18 protein-coding genes and 1 pseudogene are annotated in these 17,185 nt (G+C 30.3%); 1 reads left to right on the forward strand and 18 read right to left on the reverse strand.

Annotation, left to right across the window (positions count from 1 at the left end):
* Window positions 1-11: 11 nt before the first annotated feature.
* Both LACAL_RS11285 and LACAL_RS11290 read right to left on the reverse strand, forming a co-directional pair.
* The gene (locus LACAL_RS11285; RefSeq protein WP_013870870.1) at window positions 12-662 is read right to left on the reverse strand and encodes a hypothetical protein; all 651 of its coding nucleotides are present in this window, start codon (window positions 660-662) and stop codon (window positions 12-14) included.
* Window positions 663-673: 11 nt separating this feature from the next.
* Window positions 674-1,180: a hypothetical protein gene (locus LACAL_RS11290; RefSeq protein ID WP_013870871.1), complete on the reverse strand. Its 507-nt coding sequence runs from the start codon at window positions 1,178-1,180 to the stop codon at window positions 674-676.
* A 204-nt stretch (window positions 1,181-1,384) separates the two neighbouring features.
* Here LACAL_RS11290 and LACAL_RS11295 point away from each other — a divergent pair, with 204 nt between their 5' ends.
* Entirely contained in the window at window positions 1,385-2,101 is a 717-nt protein-coding gene (locus tag LACAL_RS11295; RefSeq protein ID WP_013870872.1) for a hypothetical protein, read from the forward strand.
* A 346-nt stretch (window positions 2,102-2,447) separates the two neighbouring features.
* On the opposite strand, the gene LACAL_RS11300 is transcribed toward LACAL_RS11295, so the two are convergent.
* From LACAL_RS11300 to LACAL_RS11370, 16 genes and pseudogenes are all read right to left on the reverse strand, one after another.
* Window positions 2,448-3,005, reverse strand: coding sequence for a hypothetical protein (locus LACAL_RS11300; protein ID WP_013870873.1), 558 nt, complete (start codon window positions 3,003-3,005; stop codon window positions 2,448-2,450).
* A gap of 5 nt (window positions 3,006-3,010) precedes the next feature.
* Entirely contained in the window at window positions 3,011-3,316 is a 306-nt protein-coding gene (locus LACAL_RS11305; RefSeq protein WP_041301496.1) for a NucA/NucB deoxyribonuclease domain-containing protein, read from the reverse strand.
* 60 nt (window positions 3,317-3,376) lie between these two features.
* Window positions 3,377-3,511, reverse strand: a pseudogene (locus LACAL_RS15610) (RHS repeat-associated core domain-containing protein); the annotation flags it as partial.
* A 14-nt stretch (window positions 3,512-3,525) separates the two neighbouring features.
* Complete coding sequence (locus tag LACAL_RS11310; protein ID WP_049791511.1) at window positions 3,526-3,771, reverse strand: hypothetical protein; 246 nt, start codon at window positions 3,769-3,771, stop codon at window positions 3,526-3,528.
* A gap of 5 nt (window positions 3,772-3,776) precedes the next feature.
* The gene (locus LACAL_RS15600; protein ID WP_013870874.1) at window positions 3,777-3,899 is read right to left on the reverse strand and encodes a hypothetical protein; all 123 of its coding nucleotides are present in this window, start codon (window positions 3,897-3,899) and stop codon (window positions 3,777-3,779) included.
* 243 nt (window positions 3,900-4,142) lie between these two features.
* Entirely contained in the window at window positions 4,143-4,556 is a 414-nt protein-coding gene (locus LACAL_RS11315) for a hypothetical protein (RefSeq protein WP_013870875.1), read from the reverse strand.
* A 6-nt stretch (window positions 4,557-4,562) separates the two neighbouring features.
* Window positions 4,563-9,050: a DUF6531 domain-containing protein gene (locus tag LACAL_RS11320; RefSeq protein WP_013870876.1), complete on the reverse strand. Its 4,488-nt coding sequence runs from the start codon at window positions 9,048-9,050 to the stop codon at window positions 4,563-4,565.
* 293 nt (window positions 9,051-9,343) lie between these two features.
* The gene (locus LACAL_RS11330) at window positions 9,344-9,607 is read right to left on the reverse strand and encodes an immunity 17 family protein (protein WP_013870878.1); all 264 of its coding nucleotides are present in this window, start codon (window positions 9,605-9,607) and stop codon (window positions 9,344-9,346) included.
* Between the two features lies 1 nt (window position 9,608).
* A complete protein-coding gene (locus tag LACAL_RS11335; RefSeq protein WP_013870879.1) occupies window positions 9,609-10,952 on the reverse strand; it encodes a hypothetical protein in 1,344 nt (447 codons plus the stop codon).
* Between the two features lies 1 nt (window position 10,953).
* Complete coding sequence (locus LACAL_RS11340) at window positions 10,954-12,720, reverse strand: type VI secretion system Vgr family protein (protein ID WP_013870880.1); 1,767 nt, start codon at window positions 12,718-12,720, stop codon at window positions 10,954-10,956.
* A gap of 20 nt (window positions 12,721-12,740) precedes the next feature.
* Window positions 12,741-13,139 (reverse strand): type VI secretion system tube protein TssD, encoded by a 399-nt coding sequence (gene tssD, locus LACAL_RS11345; protein WP_013870881.1) that lies wholly within the window; start codon window positions 13,137-13,139, stop codon window positions 12,741-12,743.
* Window positions 13,140-13,242: 103 nt separating this feature from the next.
* Window positions 13,243-13,629 carry a type VI secretion system tube protein TssD gene (gene tssD / locus LACAL_RS11350; protein WP_013870882.1) on the reverse strand — a complete coding sequence of 129 codons (387 nt, stop codon included), beginning with the start codon at window positions 13,627-13,629 and terminating at the stop codon, window positions 13,243-13,245.
* 152 nt (window positions 13,630-13,781) lie between these two features.
* Complete coding sequence (locus tag LACAL_RS11355; RefSeq protein WP_013870883.1) at window positions 13,782-14,657, reverse strand: TssN family type VI secretion system protein; 876 nt, start codon at window positions 14,655-14,657, stop codon at window positions 13,782-13,784.
* A gap of 482 nt (window positions 14,658-15,139) precedes the next feature.
* Window positions 15,140-15,625: a hypothetical protein gene (locus LACAL_RS11360; protein WP_013870884.1), complete on the reverse strand. Its 486-nt coding sequence runs from the start codon at window positions 15,623-15,625 to the stop codon at window positions 15,140-15,142.
* A 69-nt stretch (window positions 15,626-15,694) separates the two neighbouring features.
* Window positions 15,695-16,147, reverse strand: coding sequence for a hypothetical protein (locus LACAL_RS11365; RefSeq protein WP_013870885.1), 453 nt, complete (start codon window positions 16,145-16,147; stop codon window positions 15,695-15,697).
* A gap of 31 nt (window positions 16,148-16,178) precedes the next feature.
* Entirely contained in the window at window positions 16,179-17,180 is a 1,002-nt protein-coding gene (locus LACAL_RS11370; protein WP_013870886.1) for a hypothetical protein, read from the reverse strand.
* Between the last annotated feature and the right edge of the window lie 5 nt (window positions 17,181-17,185).

Consider the following 17,185-nt stretch of genomic DNA (forward strand, 5'->3'; position numbering starts at 1 on the left):
CTTTAAATATGTTACTCGTAAAACTGAAGTGTTTCGTAGTTTCCAAATGTAGATACCGTTTCAATTATAGCATTTTTTATGCTTTGCATTTCAGGATCTTTTACATTTAAATTTCTAGCAAAAACTAAATAGATTTTATTTTCTTGGTACACCCAAATCCAATTAATTCTTTTAAAATAGATTTCTCTTTCCTTGTAAGTTTTTAAACTTTCAAAACAAGACTTTGCTTTTTTACTATCATTAAAAAACCATTCTTGTATAGATATGTAATCTGCTTCTTTGTCATGACTAGGTACCAAAAAAGAAAAATGATTTGATTTTACGTCAAGAAAATTGTCATTTTTAAAACTATTAGAAAGCATTTTTAAAAAGGATTTAGATTTATAGCCTTTTTTTGTTTCATTTAGTTTGTTCGAATTTTCACCAAAAGGATAGGCTGTAAAATCTGGTTGTATTTTTTTTGTAATTGCTAAAATGTTTGCTGATGATGTTATAGGAGTTATAGTATCAAATAAAATAGTATGTCCAGGAATAATAGTTTCTTTAATCTTACTTACTTGTTGATTATTAGTTTCTTCAGGCGATTTCTCAGTATTTATATTTTTTTTGCATCCTACTAATAGAAATACTAGTAATAATATTATGTTTATTTTTATATTCATGTTTATAAATTTTATACAATTTTCAATGCTGGTCTAGTTGCAGTTTGATATATTATTTTTGCATACTTTTTAGCACTTACTTCTTCTTCATTTTTACAATTTGCTAATTCAATTATTAAGTTGTTAAATCTTTTCCATTCGTTATGTCCGCATATTTCAATACAACCTATAGAACCAAATTCTCCAGCTAGTGCATTTATAGGACCTCTATGTACAAAAAAAACATCATATACTCTCCAAGCATTTTCGTCCATTGTGGTTATCCAATCCCATTTTAAAGTATACGATTGAGAATCTTGTAAACCAACTACATGCGCATTTATAGTTTCTGTTCTTTTTATACCAAATCTAATCGCTTTAAATTCTTTTGAAACAGGAATATCATTTTTGTCTTTTCCAGCAACTGTTACGATATATAATGGAACCTCGTATTGTATTCTATGAGGTCTTATAGGATAGCTTGTTAACCTAGCAAATCCTTTTTTAGTATTTGTTACCGTAATAATAACTTTATGCATGTTTTAAATTTAAGCGTTTTAAAGTTTATTTAATTTATTATTGAGTTGACTAATTTAAACAATAACAATTTATAGTTTTAAATACTTCTAACTTAATACACGTACAGAAACTATTTTTTAGTTTTCTAAATTAATACAATTGAATATTTTTTTATGTTAACCATTTCTGTTTTATAACTATTAAATAGTAAATACACTTTTACTATGAGACCATCACGTTATAAAGCACAATATATAAATTTAAGAGTAAATATGGTTTTACATCAATCTACAGAACATCCTGTAAGCGAAACACATACTCAAAACGTTTGTATTAATAGTTATTTAAGTGGGATATCAAACATAAATGAAAAAAATAGAATTATAGGTTTAATGCGCAGATATGGCTACAGTAGCAATGATCGCGTGTGTATGTCTAAAGCTTTTTACGGTAAAGCTAGTGTAAGACAATGCCAAAAAGCTGTTGCTGTATTAATTGAATTACAGGCTTATAATAATAATTTACAAGAGTATTATAATACTTATTTTGGTTTAGATTGTTCGGGTTTTGTAAATTGTTATTTTAATACTATGCATGGTATAGGAGAACGTACAATAGCTTCTTATTATCATCATGGTAGAAGAAATGTACGCGACAATTTTAGCGATTTTAAAAATAACGATATTTTAGTTTGGTGTGATAGAAATGGTGCTATTAATAGTAGAGGTGTAAGCGCACAGCATATTGCTATTATTGATAGGGTTAGAGAAATTGCGACAGATGAGTTAAGAGCAACTGTTGTAGAATCTACAGGAACTGTTGGTCTTGTAGAATCTATTTACATTTTTTTTAAAACAAGAGAAAATGGCGTTTACAGAGTGTATAGACCTTTAAAACCAAATACACATAATCATGTTAGAGTTGTGCCCGTTATATCTTAATTTAAAATACTTTTATAGAGAATGACTAGCTTTTATCTATTCTCTGAGACATTGTTTAAAGATAATAAATTGCATTGCAAATACTAAAGAAAATTAGACACACTTCATAGAAGTGCGCCAGTGTTAGGGATATGTCGCGCGAGTGAATTATGCATGCTTGTTGGCATACCAAGATGGTCTGCTAAAATACTAAATTTTTTGTTGTTTTTTAGTTTGGCATTTGGTTGCTATTTTAAAGAACGTTTACATAATAAAAGTAAAAAAAAAGGCACACTTTTATAGTGTGCCTTTTTAAATTATATTTAATACAATTAGTCACGCTTTACAAAAGCGCGCCAGTTGGTATTTATTCCTCGAACCAAAAAGGTATTTCTGGATTTAATTCTTGGGCAACTTCTTCTTCTTTGTCAAAGTCCATATCTAAATAACCATCTTCATCTAAAAAATACACTTGTTTTTCATAGAAAGCAATTATTGTTTCAAAAAAAGCTTCAAATGAATCATGAATTTTTATAGGATTTAATTCATCATGGTTAATTAAAAAAACACCTTTATCTATTCTGTTTTCTACCTTAAGCGCATAAAAGTCAGAGGAATAATTAACTAAAAAAGGAAAATAGCTGTCTTTACTTTCAGATAGCATTTTAGTCATTTTACTTTTAAACTCCCTGTATTCAGATTTATGAATTAATAGGAAACCTGGAATAAAATCCATTAATGATTGATTCTCTACTTCATAAAGTGTTCCTTTAACTTTTGAATAAATAGGACTTAAGACATCAGGAATACCGTTGCCATTTAATTCTTCATCATCATTTATTTCTAGACTATTACTATAATTATTTCTTAAAGAGTCTGAAAGCTCTAAAAATTTCTTAAACAGTTCTTTTATTTTCTTGCTCATTTGTTTTAATCTATAATTTCTATATCAAAGGTATCACCATGTTGTATATTATTCTCTCTGTAAAACTTTCCTAAATCTCTACCTGCACCTTGATTCACATCACTTAAGACTTCTTCAATATGAGCTCCTGAACCACCTTGTTCTGTTGATGCATAAGGGAATTCATCATAATCATGATCTTTTTTTGGACCTCCTTGTTTTTTACGAATTTCTTTCTGAGAATGATATCTATTTTTCCTTGCTGCTTTAGTTCCTTTCCCTCTCTTTAATCCTTTTAAGGAATGCCCTTCTTTAACTGCATTTTCAACCATTGCAACATGTTCTGGGAATTTCTTTTTTGAGAGTTTATAAGTTTTTGTAAGACCTAATACATCTAAATAAGAATTAGAATCACCTACATATGCATATAAATTGTTTTCACCACTAAATAATCCAATTGGATCTTTTTGGATAAAACGTCCATCCTCAGGATCATAATATCTAAATCTATTATAAGCCAGTTCAATTTACTCACATAAATCTATTGATTCCTTCCCGTCAGACCTTTTACTGTAGTTATATCACCAAAGTTTATAAATTCTCTAGCTACAGCTGTATGAAATAATATAGGTGTGTTTTCTAAATCTACATTGTTCCAATCTTGATTAGTACTGAAAATGTTAAAGAAAACCAAATATGGATCTTTTATCATTTGCGCAAGAACATACAAACCTCTTCTAGTTTCTATGCTTAACACTTTATTTTCTTTCCATTGAACTTTTGCCATATAATTTATTTTTTATAACCATTCTTTTTTCTTAGATGTCTTTCTGCAGCTCTTCTATATTTATCCTTTTTAGGATTTCTATCTCCCACAGGTCTTTGTGCATTATCAAAACCATCGTCAGCTCCCATTTCTTCTAATCCTCTTGCTGTGTTTTTACCTCTTATGTTTTTTCCATGGTAATCAACATTAATGCTTTTTGGCTTATTTTTTTTACCACTAATCTTCTTGCAACAATCTGTTCAGGAGTCTACGCATACCTTAAAAATACAAAAAGCTACCTAAATGAATAGATAGCTTTTATTTTTAATGCTTTTGTAGAACTTACTCGGTACGGCACTCGTTACAAACGAGCGCTAGAGAAATATAAAACATTATTGATTACTTAAGAAATCCTTAATTTCTAATTTTAAATCTTCATCTACATCTTTACGTTCTAAAAAAGAATTCATAATTTTTTCATATTTCATAAATATATCACCTTCAGAATCATTCATAATTCTATTCAACATCCAAACTGTATGACTAGTTGGTTTTCTATTTAAGGATTCGATTAATTTTTCTTCATATCCTTTTTTATAAAAACCTTCTAAAAAATGAACAATGGACCCAGGCATACCAAAATCTTTATCTGGATTGTTTTCCAATATTGAAAATAAAATATCCATAATCACAACTTTATGCTCATTTATATTACCATTTTCTTCAATAACTTCTATATCTTCATCTAATTTATCTAAATCAAATGAAGTTATATAATTTCTTAGTTTATTAATTATTTTATCCATAATATTTTAATAAATGTTTAAGTCTTTAGCATGCTGTATTGCATCTGTTTTTATTTTATCTACAGTTACTTGTGGTATACCGTTATCTGATAAGATTTGTGAGTTTGCATCTATACTGTTTTTTACACTCATATCTTTTGTTCCTTGTTCGATTTGGGCTTTATTTACTTTTTTATGAGTTCCTCTTTCAAGAGCAATAACAGGATTCTTTTTTGAAGCATCTGTATCTAATCTCTTTTTTGTTAAACCTTTCTGTTTAAGAATTGCATTTTGTAAAACTTCGTGACCTTCTAAATTATCACCAACTTTTGATTTGTTTTTGAAATCATTATATGGTAAAACTTCATTTTTTTTAACATAAGTCTTTGCTAATCCAAATGGGTCAATATAAGTATTGGAATCTTCTACATAATTGTATAAACCATATTCTCCCGAGAGCAGTCCAATAGGATCCACAGAAATATACCTACCATCTTCAGGATCATAATATCTAAATCTATTATAAGCTAGTTCAATTTCTTGATCATAATACTGTCCTTGATACATAAAAGGACAACTATTATTATCTCCAGTAATTACTTTACCAAAGGTATCTAAAGAACGTTCCCAAACTTGTTCGCCTTCTGCATTATGCATGCTTGTTGGCGTACCCAAATGGTCTGCTAAAATACTAAATTTCTTATTATTTTTTAGCTTTGCCGTTGGTATAAAACTGTTTTCTTCAAAAACCCAAGTTACAATGCCATTATCGCCAACTGTGCTGTTGCTTAAAATATCTCCGTTTTGGTTTTCTTTCCATTCGTGTAATGGTACGTTACCATCCCAAAGCCATTTTGTTGTTGTGCTTTTAAAGGTTTTGCTTAAACGTCTGCCTAAAGCATCGTACGTAAAATGTACTTGTTCTTTATCTGGACGTATTACGGTTTGTAGCATACCAGCTGCATTCCATACATATTGCCAATGGTCTTTTTTGGTTTTAAATAAACGTCCTGTGGTTTTATATTTTTCGGTTAAAAAACCGTCTGCATCGTATTTATAGTTCCAGCTTCCTTTTTTTTCTAATCTTCCGCCTTTGCTGTATTCTCTATCGTTATGGTTTGTGGTTTCAAATAGGTTACCTACATTATCTTGGTCGCGTACTTGTTCTGTTCCATCTTGAAAATGGGCTAACTCTAAATGTCCAGTAGGTGAGTAGCCGTATTTTGTTATGCCTTGTTTACTATCGTCGGTTTTTTGTAAGCGGTCGTTAATTCCCCAAGTATAGCGACGTTTGTGTTTTTGTTGCTTTTTGGCTAATGTTTGTTGTGTGGTTAGCCTACCAATGTTATCGTAACTAAAATGTTGTTCTAGTTTTCCTGGCATTATTCGTTCCACCTCAAAACCTAAGCTATCGTGTTTGTATTGTGTTTGCCAGTTATTGGTGTCTTGATTTGCTGTTAAATTGGCTAGATTACCAAAGTTGTCGTGCTCGTAATTAATATGTGCCTCTAAGCTACTTTGTAACTGTGTACGAACGCCTAATTGGTTGTATTGGTTTGTTATGCTGTGTTCGCCAACCTGCTCGTTGGTTATTAAGCCAAGTGTGTTGCGTGTAAAAACAACTTCGGCATCGTTATTTATGGCATTTAATAATTGTCCTGCTGGATTGTAATTAAAGGCTTGCGTATTGTTGTTACCATAATCTATTTCGGTAATTCTACTAGCAGCATCGTAAGTGTATTTTACTTTTTTACCACTGGCTTTTGTAAGTTGTAATACGCGACCTGCAAGATCGCGTTTAAAGTGTTTTGTAGCTTCGTCAAAACTTTGCTCTTTGGTAATATTACCAACACTGTCTAAGGTAAAGGTGTATGGATTACCTTTTTCGTTTATAATTTTGGTAAGCTGCTCCTCAGTATCGTAATAATAATAAGTTGTACCACGAGCATCGCTACGTCTGGTCATTTTCCACATACCAGAATAGCTGTAATTTACTTCTTGGTGTGTGTCTTGGTATTTTAATAGGTTGTCTATACCATCGTATTCTAAATGGATATTATTACCATCGAAATTAGAGACTTCTTTAATACGGTTTAATAAATCGAAACCTTTGGTTTGTATGGCTCCTTTTGGGTTTGTAATTTTGGTACAGTTTCCTAAAACATCGTATTTGTAAAGTGATGTATTGCCTAAACTGTCTCTTATTTCTTTAATATTGTATTTAGAGTCGTATTGTAAGTTTGTGGTATTGCCTAAAGCATCTGTAATAGTCTGTAGTAATCCATTGTCGTACTCCATTGTACTGCTTGCACCTAATGGATTGGTACGTTTAATTACATTACCATGATCATCGTAGTCCCATTTATAAATACCACCATTGGCATCTTTTACTTTTACAGGTAAATGTTGTTGGTTTGGTTCTAAACTGTATTCGGTTTCTACAATGGCTCCAGCAGGATCGATGCTTAAAATTACATTTCCAAAGTTATCGTAGGTATATAATTCTTTATGTCCTAAAGGATCTGTGTAGGAGGTAAGTTGGTTATTCTCGTCGTACAACCATTGGTTAATGGCTCCATTAGGTTCTACTTTTTTGTAAACTAAGCCTCCTTTATGGTAATACTCTGTTATGTGCCCAAGGCTGTTTTCAACTTTAGTTAAACCGTTAAAAAATTCTAGTTTGTGATTGTAAATATTATTATCTCCCCAAGTATGAATACAACGCGAACCAATGTCCTTTCCGTCGTATCTAAAAAACCAGTTTAAACCATTTCTCCAGGTTTCTTTAACCATAAGATAGCCTTCATATTCAAAAAGCATGCTATCTCCAACGGCATTTTTTTGTTCAAGCATATTACCTTTAGCATCGTAAATGTATGTTGCTATAGTAAATGTTTGTCCAGGAAATTCTGGGTGTGGTGCGTTTATTTGAGTTATACGTCCTACAGCATCGTTTGTTACTTTAAGTACACGATGCGCACTATCTGTAATTTGAGTTAAATGGCCTTGCGTATTGTAGTTAAACTGTATGCTAAAACTATTAGCATTTACTACACTGCGTAATTTTTGTACGCCATTAAATTTTTCGGTTGTAAAATAATAGTAAAGGTCTTCGTTTATATCCCAAACATGGTATTCACCACTATCGTTTACACGAAGCTCCATTTGTTCACCTTTTCTAAAGGTTGGTGTAGCTGTTGTAGGTTTTCTAAAAGCTAATGGTCTACCATCTGGCATTCTTAGCGAGACGTTGTTTTCGGCTTGGTCTTCTACAATAGCAATATCGTAACTGTGATGCCAACCGTTTCCTAGTGGACCTTTGTAATCGCTTTCGGCATACCAAGAACGTTCCCAAGATAATGGAATTGGTCCAGGAAGGTAGAAATCTTCTTCGTCTGTAAAAAACATTCCAGAGGCTACATCTACTGGGTGACCCGTTTTAGTACATAGTTTTTTATGTAGTTTATTTGCTAATTTACTATTGCCTAAAGTTTTATTAATAGCACCATGACCAACTTTAGCAGCTAATTTATTAAAATGCCTACCAAAAGCACCTTTAACGGCTTTTGCGGCTAAAGCCATAGGATTAAAAGGCGCAGGAACAGGACTTGTTACAATGGATTGTGCCATAGGAATAGGCATTACCATACTTGTAGGCAAGTACAAAGTCATTTTTTCTTTTGCGCCGCCAGACGTGTTTTTACTTTTTCTTGTGGCATGAACAGACGGCATACCAAAAGGAGGCGATTGGCAACTTAAGTGTAAGTGCATTCCTCCACCAGCAATAGGATCGTCATCTGCCAAAGCAAATAAACTACCAAGCATTGCGTGTCCTGTATTAGTTGGCGGTAAAGGCGCAAACGATGCACCCATAGGAAAATGCGGAATACTTTTGGTTGGTGTACCAGCTACAGTACGCGGAATAAAACCACCAATTTTTACTGTAGCACCAAGCATACCTACAACCATGCTAAAACCGGTGTTTGTTAACTCGGCCATTTTATGGTCGTTTGCGGCTTGTTGTTGCGCTTCTGTAGCCATTTCGCCTTCTGCTGGTCCAGCAGGTGCTGGTGGCGGTGGCGCAATAAAAGAAGCAAGTGCCGCAGCAATAAAATCTTCAGCCTTAAATAACATACCAATATAAGGATGAGGCATTGGTATTGGAGCAGGAGCAGGCGGTATCATTACCGTATGCACGTCTATACCTACAACAGGATCCATTTGTTTGGTAATAGGAAAACTAGCAATACCTTTCATGCCTAAGGCAGCCATTGCTGGCAATAATACGGATTGTGCAATATTGTCTACCGTACCAGTAAGCGTACTAAAAGTTTGTATACCTGTATCTACAGCGTTTAATGCTTGTGCAGTATTAGCTGTACCATCACTAAGGTTTTCGTTTTGAGAAATAGCATCACGTTCTTGATCGCCTTGTTTAAAGCCATCAATTTCCTCTCCAGTAGTAAGACTTATTTGCTCGCTTACATTATCAAAATATGATTTATCTGTTGGCATGGATAAGTGATATTATTTGTTATTTAACGATTAATTTCTATAAATTATAAGTCCTATTCCTACAGCAATTAGTGCAATTGTAAAATAAATAATTGCCATTACTAATCTGCCGGACAGTTTGTTATTGGTTAAATTACTTAAGTTTTGTAAAGATTTTTTATCGGCTTTATCTAACAAAAATCGTTCTTTAATAAAAGCATTAAATACTAGAGCTATTATAAAAATACTAGCTAAGATTTTTTTTATAGGTATGTTGCTAAAAAAGTCTTCCACTTTAGCTAATAAATTAGGTGCTAATTATATAATTCTGGGTTATAAGTAAAATAACCAAATAAGCATATTATAATACCAATAAGCATAATGAGGCCGTAAACAATTCGTACAGTTTTTCTACCAAATGCATTAATAAAATAGGCGATATTAAAATAGCCACCACCAGGTTCTACAACCCAATCCCAATCTAATATTAAACCTATAATAATAAACAAAAAAACACCTGCGCCTAATAAGTAGCCGTATTGCGGATTAGATGTCATTATCTCTGTAATTTGTTCCATATTATTGTTTTATTTTTTTAGTTAGTTTTCCAGATTTTTCGATGTGCTCTTTCCATTGTTCTCCAAAAATGGGTTTCATATCCGTATCCATTTGCGCATCGCTTAAAAATGAGTTTCTATTATAATCTTTTAGTAATTGTAATACTATTAATGGATAGGTTGATGATTTTACTAAATCTGTACCTAAAGCTTCTTTTAAATTATAAGCTTGCAAATGGTATTGTGTGGCTTCGTTTTTTAAACTCATTTTATTAGCCATGTAACCTGCTAATCTTAACGATTCGCATTGCATTAAATAGTCTTTAGCTATTGCGTAAGCTTTTGCAGCTTCTTCATAGTCGTTTAATGCGTTATTTTTTTGTTTTTTTAATTGGTATAGCGCACCTCTACCTAAGTGTGTTTGTCCCACAAGTCTATACGCCATTTCTGGTTTTATTAAACCTTTAGATTTTACAGCTGTTTCTACCGCTTTATCTGCAAAATAGATAGCGTCGTCGTAATTTTTATAGCCTAACTGGTCGTTATATAAAATAGTATATACTGTTACTATTTGCATGAGCCAATTGGCATCTTTTTTAAGTGCTTTTACGGCAATATCTAAACACGCTTTTGCAGCGTATTGTACTTTTTTTTGGTCTCTTGCTTTTACACCATTTATTAATTTGGCAAGATTTGCTCTATATGGAGTCTCGGTAGCTGTTGGATCTCCTAAAGCAGACATTTGCTCTACAGCAGCATCCATATTAAATTCTGGTACAATAGTATAAACAGCTTTTGGGTATGCTTTTGCTAAATCGTTATATATAGGATATTGTGTAGTATCGTTAATAGCAAATATTAAATGCGGTTCCATATTGGTATTCAATACATTTGTGAACCAATTTATGGCATCTTTTTTTGAAATTTCGTTAATATTTAAAACAATACTAACTTTTATTTTTTTCTCTGGTTGAAGATAATTAGCAAAACTATTTAAGTTTTCAATTAATAAATGCGCTGGATTATCTACATTTTCTAGACTATAGTCTGCTTTCCAAGTTATGGTTTGAAATTTTATGCTTTCAGGAATTTTAGCATTGTTCCAATTATTTATTTCTTCTTCAAGTTCTTGTAATAATGTTACGGCATATTCTTTTTGAGTTGAAAAAGGAGCGCTTAAAATAAGTACAAAGTCTTGTTGGTTGGTATCTATAGCCAACATATATTGATAATAAGCTTCAAGCATTTGCTTATCATCATTTTCGGCAAGAATTCTAACAATCTTAACATTAGGCGTGTTAATTGCTAATGTCCATTTTAGGAGCATTTGGTCCACACGATCTTGTATAGGATTGTTTTGGCTCATGCTAGTTAAGTTTAATAATAGTACCTTCTACTGCCGTAGTACCAGACGAACTTACTGTTGCTTTAGCTGTTCCTGTTATAGCAACATCTGTAGAGTCTACAGTAACTTGAGTTGCACCATTAACAGCCACTTTTTTTCCTGCTATTATACTGGCTTCTTCTCCACTAGAAACAGAGTAAGTTTTACCGCTAGTTTGTGATATAGAAGTGCCAGCATCTGTAGATACTGCATCTGCACTTGTAGAAACAGATTCTGGTCCTGTTACAGATACATTGCTAACGGCAGTTATTTGAATATTCCCACTACCATCTAAAACTATAGAACTACCTGCTTTATCTTGTATGGTAATACTACCATCTTCATCGTTTAATTTAAAAAATGAACCACTTCTTGTTTTAAGCATTTTAATGTGGTTATTTTCATTAGCGCTGCCGTCTGGCGGAATAGATTGTGAGTTATAAACGCCACCCATTACAAAAGGCGCTTCGGCATTACCACCTTCAAAGTCTACAAGGACTTCGTCATCTACTTCTGGTATAAAGAAAAATCCTTGACCTTGTGATGCGCTTGGTGAAATACTTCTAATCCATGGTGTTGTTAAACCGTCTGGTTTTTGCCATGGAAATTGAACTTTTACGCGTCCCATGCCTTCTGGATCATGATTTTCTATAACCTTTGCGGTTTGGCTGTGTGCCATTGGGAACGCGTTAATTTTTGTTTTTGGGTATACATCTACGTTTGTAGATGCGGCTTCAAAATAATTTTCGTATTCTCCATTGCTAGAGTAGGAGTGTATTACTTTGGTAACCCTATATGTGCTTTCTGATATTTTTATTGTTGATGCGAGCATAACACCAGGATTGTCTGATGTTCCTGATACTACTACTTGATTGCTCTGTAAAGATTGTTGTTGTAAATCGGCATATTTATCTAAACGGCTTTTTGATTTTGAATCGTCTGATATGTTTAGCCAAATTCTAGTTGGTTTTGTATAAATATCTTTAGAACTGTCGTTAACCACAGTAAAATGACCTTCGCTAGCGCTAGTTGTAGCAGAGGATTCTGCTTCATGAATATCGTTAGCAATATAATCGTTGGTAAAATATTTAAAATTTTGTGCTACAGGTTTTAAAGAGGTACTATAGTCTTGTAAGTCTCTTCCTAGTTTAAGTTCTGTTTCTTCGGTATTGGTATCTATTCCAAAAACTAATTCTTCACCATTATAATACATCCATTCACCATTTCTAGCTGCCATACGTTGTGCAAAAGCAAAACAACTTTCATTGTATTGTACGGTATATATTAAAGGTTCTGTTAGTTTAGAATTTTTTGTATTTATTTTTAATTTTGAGGTGTCGTAACTACTAAAATTATCTTCTATAATATCTACAAAACTCATATCATTAAAAGAGGTATGGTGTGGACCATCGTCTGATATTATGGTTGTACTTTTTGCTTCAATGGCAACTAAGTTACCATCTGTTCCATATAAGCCTTTGTTATGGTTTAAGCTTGTAATTATACCTTTAAATTTTAGTGTACCGTGAAAATCTATATCTGCAAAAGATTTAGTTTCTACAGTAATTATAGCAGCTAATAAATCGTGAATTTCTATATTGTTGTTGTTGCAAAAAAAATCGATAGTTTCTTGCAGGCAGGTTAAATTTAATATGTGATGACCGCCAATTTCCTGATGTAAACTACAACTATTATAGTATGGAAGTTGATTTCCGTTTATGTGAATATAAGTTGTAGATAAAATTGCCATGACTAGATAATTTTAATTTATTATAAATTTTTTATAGATGGGTTTATATATAAAGTATCGTCTAATTCTAATGTTTCTACAGTTAGAACTAAATTAGTAATCATTGGGTTTGCACTGTTACTTTGAAATACTTCATTATAATTAACACAAAAAGCACCAGTAAACTTTAAGGTTCTGGAGCTTGCCATAGCGTCTCTTTTATAAAACACAATTTCACCATCTTTTTGCTCGTAACTATTAACACTCCAGCCAAAAAAACCAGAATTTTCTGCAGATTCTATAGATATGTGAATATGATTTATTATTGCTAAACCTGTAGGTCTTGCAGAGCCATGGTTAACTTGTTGGTTAACATCAAAAGAAAATGATAAGACATTAAATTCTTGATCATCTATGGTTAATTTTGCTAAAAAAGACATGATTATATAGAGTTAACTTTAATTAATAGAGAAGTAATAATCTAAGGAGTGATTGGTTATACACTCCTTAGATATATTATATATTATAAAAAGGTTTAAAAAATTAAACCCATTCGTTAACGTGCTCGCCGTTACCCATTTTTAAGGTTTTAGCAGAGATTACAATAGTTTCAGCCATTGGGTTGTCTCCTTTATGATCAAATTCTTCAGAATATTGTACAGCATAACCTTCTTTAAATTCTAATTCTTTGGCTTTAGCGTCTGTATCTCTTTTTAAGAATGTGATAGTACCATCTTTACGCTCAAAGTTGTTAAACATCCAATCTGATAATGTAGTGTCTGCAGTAGACTCTACAGTAACTTCAAATTGTCCGCCTCTTGTGATTGATGATGGACGTCCTGTTGCATCAACTTCTTGATGTAATTTGTAGCGGCAGTTTAATACGTTGTACTCTTTTCCTCCTACAGTTAATTTTGCTTTAAATGACATAATAATTGAGATTTGATTAATTTTCGATTTTAAAAAATTAAAGATTTGACTTAATTTACTTTTTAATGTTATATAAAATTAAAGGTTAACATGTAACGCTTTATTGCTTTTAAACTATTGGGTTTTATTTGTCTTAAATTTGGTGCCTTTTTTTAGTCGTTTACTCTTTGGCAAACAATTACATCATTTTCTTTTACATTATTGTGGCTTACAGTTTTATTGTAATCTATATGTTTTAAATTACCTAACCAATTTGGTTTGAAAAAAAAGATCCACTGTTGAGGTTGCATTGTTGCAGGATTTAAATATTCTATTTTACTTTCTGGATGACGCTCATTATAATCGTTTATAAAGAAGTAGAATAGTTTACCAAAATCCATATTTTCTGGTGCTTTAATTCTAAAGTTTGTAATGTCTTTATCGTCGTTGTTTTTTTGAAATTCGAAACTAATAACAGCAGGATTGGTAAGCTCGTTTTTTGTAGGCTCTTTTATACTGTTATCTAAAGGGTATATCCATTTGTTATATACTGAAACAGGAATATTATATGCGAATTTGTATAGTTTATTGAATAAAAATGGAATTAAAAACACAATACTTGCTCCAAGAAATGTGAAACTAAATGAAGGTCTAAAACGGTTTACAACATTTAAATAGACAATTAAACCTAAGCATAAAACTATTATAGTAAATAAAAGTTCGTGAAAAATACCTGATTTGTCTTTAGTTAGGTCTGGAAAGAATTTATCTATTACATATATATGTAAAATACCTAATATTAAAAATATAATTTGAATACCAATAAAACTATTTAACGGTGTATCGTTTAAAACAAAACTAGAACTAAGTAAACCTGTTAAAGCAAAAGTTACAATTATAAAAAGTAAATAAAGAATTCCTGCTTTTTTGTTTTTTGCAAATACGGTTCTTATTTTTTTCATTAAGCCCATAATAATAGAGCTGATAAAAAATAAGCCTAAACTTACTTTAAACATGTTTCCGTTCATTATGTTAGTTACTGTATTCATTCTTCATATTTTATAAAAATTTAATAAATGACCGTTTTGTATTTAATATTAACAAAATTGAAAGGTTAACTTTTTATTTTGTTTTTTATTTAAAACAGGTTTTTATTCACTATAATAATATAGATACAAAAACTAGAATGCTAAAAAATTGACTTGACCAGAAATAAACTTACAGGAACAAACTTATAGGTTTAGAAAAAAGATGGTTTAGAGCAATATTGTGGTTAGCGTAAACTTGTTTTATTTGGTTTATATATTAAATACGTTCAATTTTACGTTTTGGATTTTTAAAATTTAATTTTTTTTTATGTTAATGTTTTATTTACAAATAATTGAAATACAGACTAAAGTTAAAAAAAAATGTGAATTGGTACTTGTTATTTATATTAAGTTTTTGTGTTTTTTTTAACTTTATAATTCAAACTTGCTACATCATCAAGTATAGTAATACATTTGGTGAAATATTTTTTTTTAAACTAGTTTTAACCTTCAAAATCTTTACAATCTGCAATCTTAAAATTAGACTTATCTAAAGTGAAATATTTATTTATACGTTGGCCAATAAATTTTTTAGGGAAATTACCTGTTATACTAAATTTATATATAAATAAATCTTTATCTATTAAATTGAAAGCTAGTATTAGCTTTTTTTGATTTAATTGATTTTCTAAAATTAATTGGGTTTGGTTTTCAATTGCTTCAATATTTTTGATAGTATACTTATAAACATTTTCGATGTTAGAAGGATTATTGTTTTCGCTACAGTAATTATAAACATAGAAGGTGTTTGTTTTGCTATCTATATAAAATGAAGGCGCATTACACATGCATTGCGAAATATCATCTATAAAATAACTGTTTTCTGAAGCCGTTAGTCCTACAAGTGTTTTATTAAATAGATTATTTTGTTTAGTAGCTACAGTTTTAGTTGTTTCTTCTTTTTGTTTTAATACTTTATTTTTAAACAAAATAAGAGAAGCTTTTTGTTCTATAATAAAATAATTATTGGCAATAATAGCTTTATTAAATAAAGGTTTTTAAATAGAAGTTTTTATGTGAGCGTTTTTATTTGTGATGGCAAGAATACTATCTGGAAAAGGAGTGTTTAATTTTTCTTTGAAAATAGCTTGATAATAATTTTTAAAATATTGCTGTTTAAAAAACTTATTTGATGGAATCTTATTAATATAAAGTTCTTCTTTACCAAGATTATTAATAGTAATTGTATTATTTACTATTTTGAAAGATAGTTCTCGATAAATATTTTCTACAGTTTTTATGTTATCATCCTTTTGGCTTCCTATTGGGTAAACAGAAAAAAAGTGCCATGAATTATCATTGTTAGCATTTATTTTTTTTGTTTCTATAATTTTTGACACCAAAATTGCTTCAGTAGTTTTTAAACTAGAGGTTTCAGTATTAGTCTTGTTTTTACATCCTGTAAAAAATAATACTAGAATTAATATGTGTAATTTAAAGTGTTGATTCATAATAATATTATCAAATCTTTAAAACCTCTATTTAAAGTTCTTTTCTTTTAATTAGATATTTATCGTTTGGTGGATTTAACATATAAATATCGTGACCTGAGATATAAAAATTATTTTTTTTGTCTTTGGTTATATAGTATTTGTTTTTTTTACTTTCCAAGTTAAATATTAAACTGTCCTTTCCTGTTTTTAAAATTTGGCCGTGATTAAATATAGGTTGGTTATTGTCTAAAGTGGTAGTTAAAACTATATTATCTTCAACTTTTATATTAAAAAAAATAGAATGTACTTCGTCCATTTTTGCAATATTTTCGATACTAAAGGAGTATATTCCTTTCCATAAAGCATTAGTATTTGAAATAGTTTTAAGATTAAAACTTTTCTCTATTTTAAGTATTTCTTTTGCAATATCTTCGTTGTCAACTGGTGTTTTATATTCATCATTAAGAATTAAATAATTTTTTCCTTCTAAAGCCACAAAATAATCTTGATCAATTTTTAATAGTTGCTTATTATAACTTTTGTTTTTATCTATAAAATTATAATAATCATCAGTCGAAGTTGTTTTATACTCACTAATATTCACTTTTTTATTTACTATTGAAATTGTATTTATTATTTCAGTTTCATCACTTATTGAAGGTAGTATAATTTTATAATTTTCATTATTCAACTTAAATACTTGAATCTGGTTAACATTAAAAAAATCTATTTGATGATTTGTAAAAAAAGTGTTTTTTAAGACTTCTTTGTTTTTAGAGACTATTGAATAGATATTTAAATCTATAGCAAAAAACTCTATTTTAATATCTTCAAATTTTAAATTGTAATAGAATGGGAGTGAACTTGAATTGTTTTTTATTAAACTATGTTCAATTTGCTTTAACCTTAAAGTGTCTTTAGCAGCAATAGGATTTGAAATAGAGGCGTTAGTATCTACTTCAATATTATTTTTTGATAAATTTTTAGTTTCATTCTTACAACTAAAAGCTACAAGAATTAATATAAGCACTATAATTTTTTTAATTAACATATTAT

Origin of the sequence: Lacinutrix sp. 5H-3-7-4 (assembly GCF_000211855.2) — a bacterium.
GTDB lineage: Bacteria > Bacteroidota > Bacteroidia > Flavobacteriales > Flavobacteriaceae > Lacinutrix.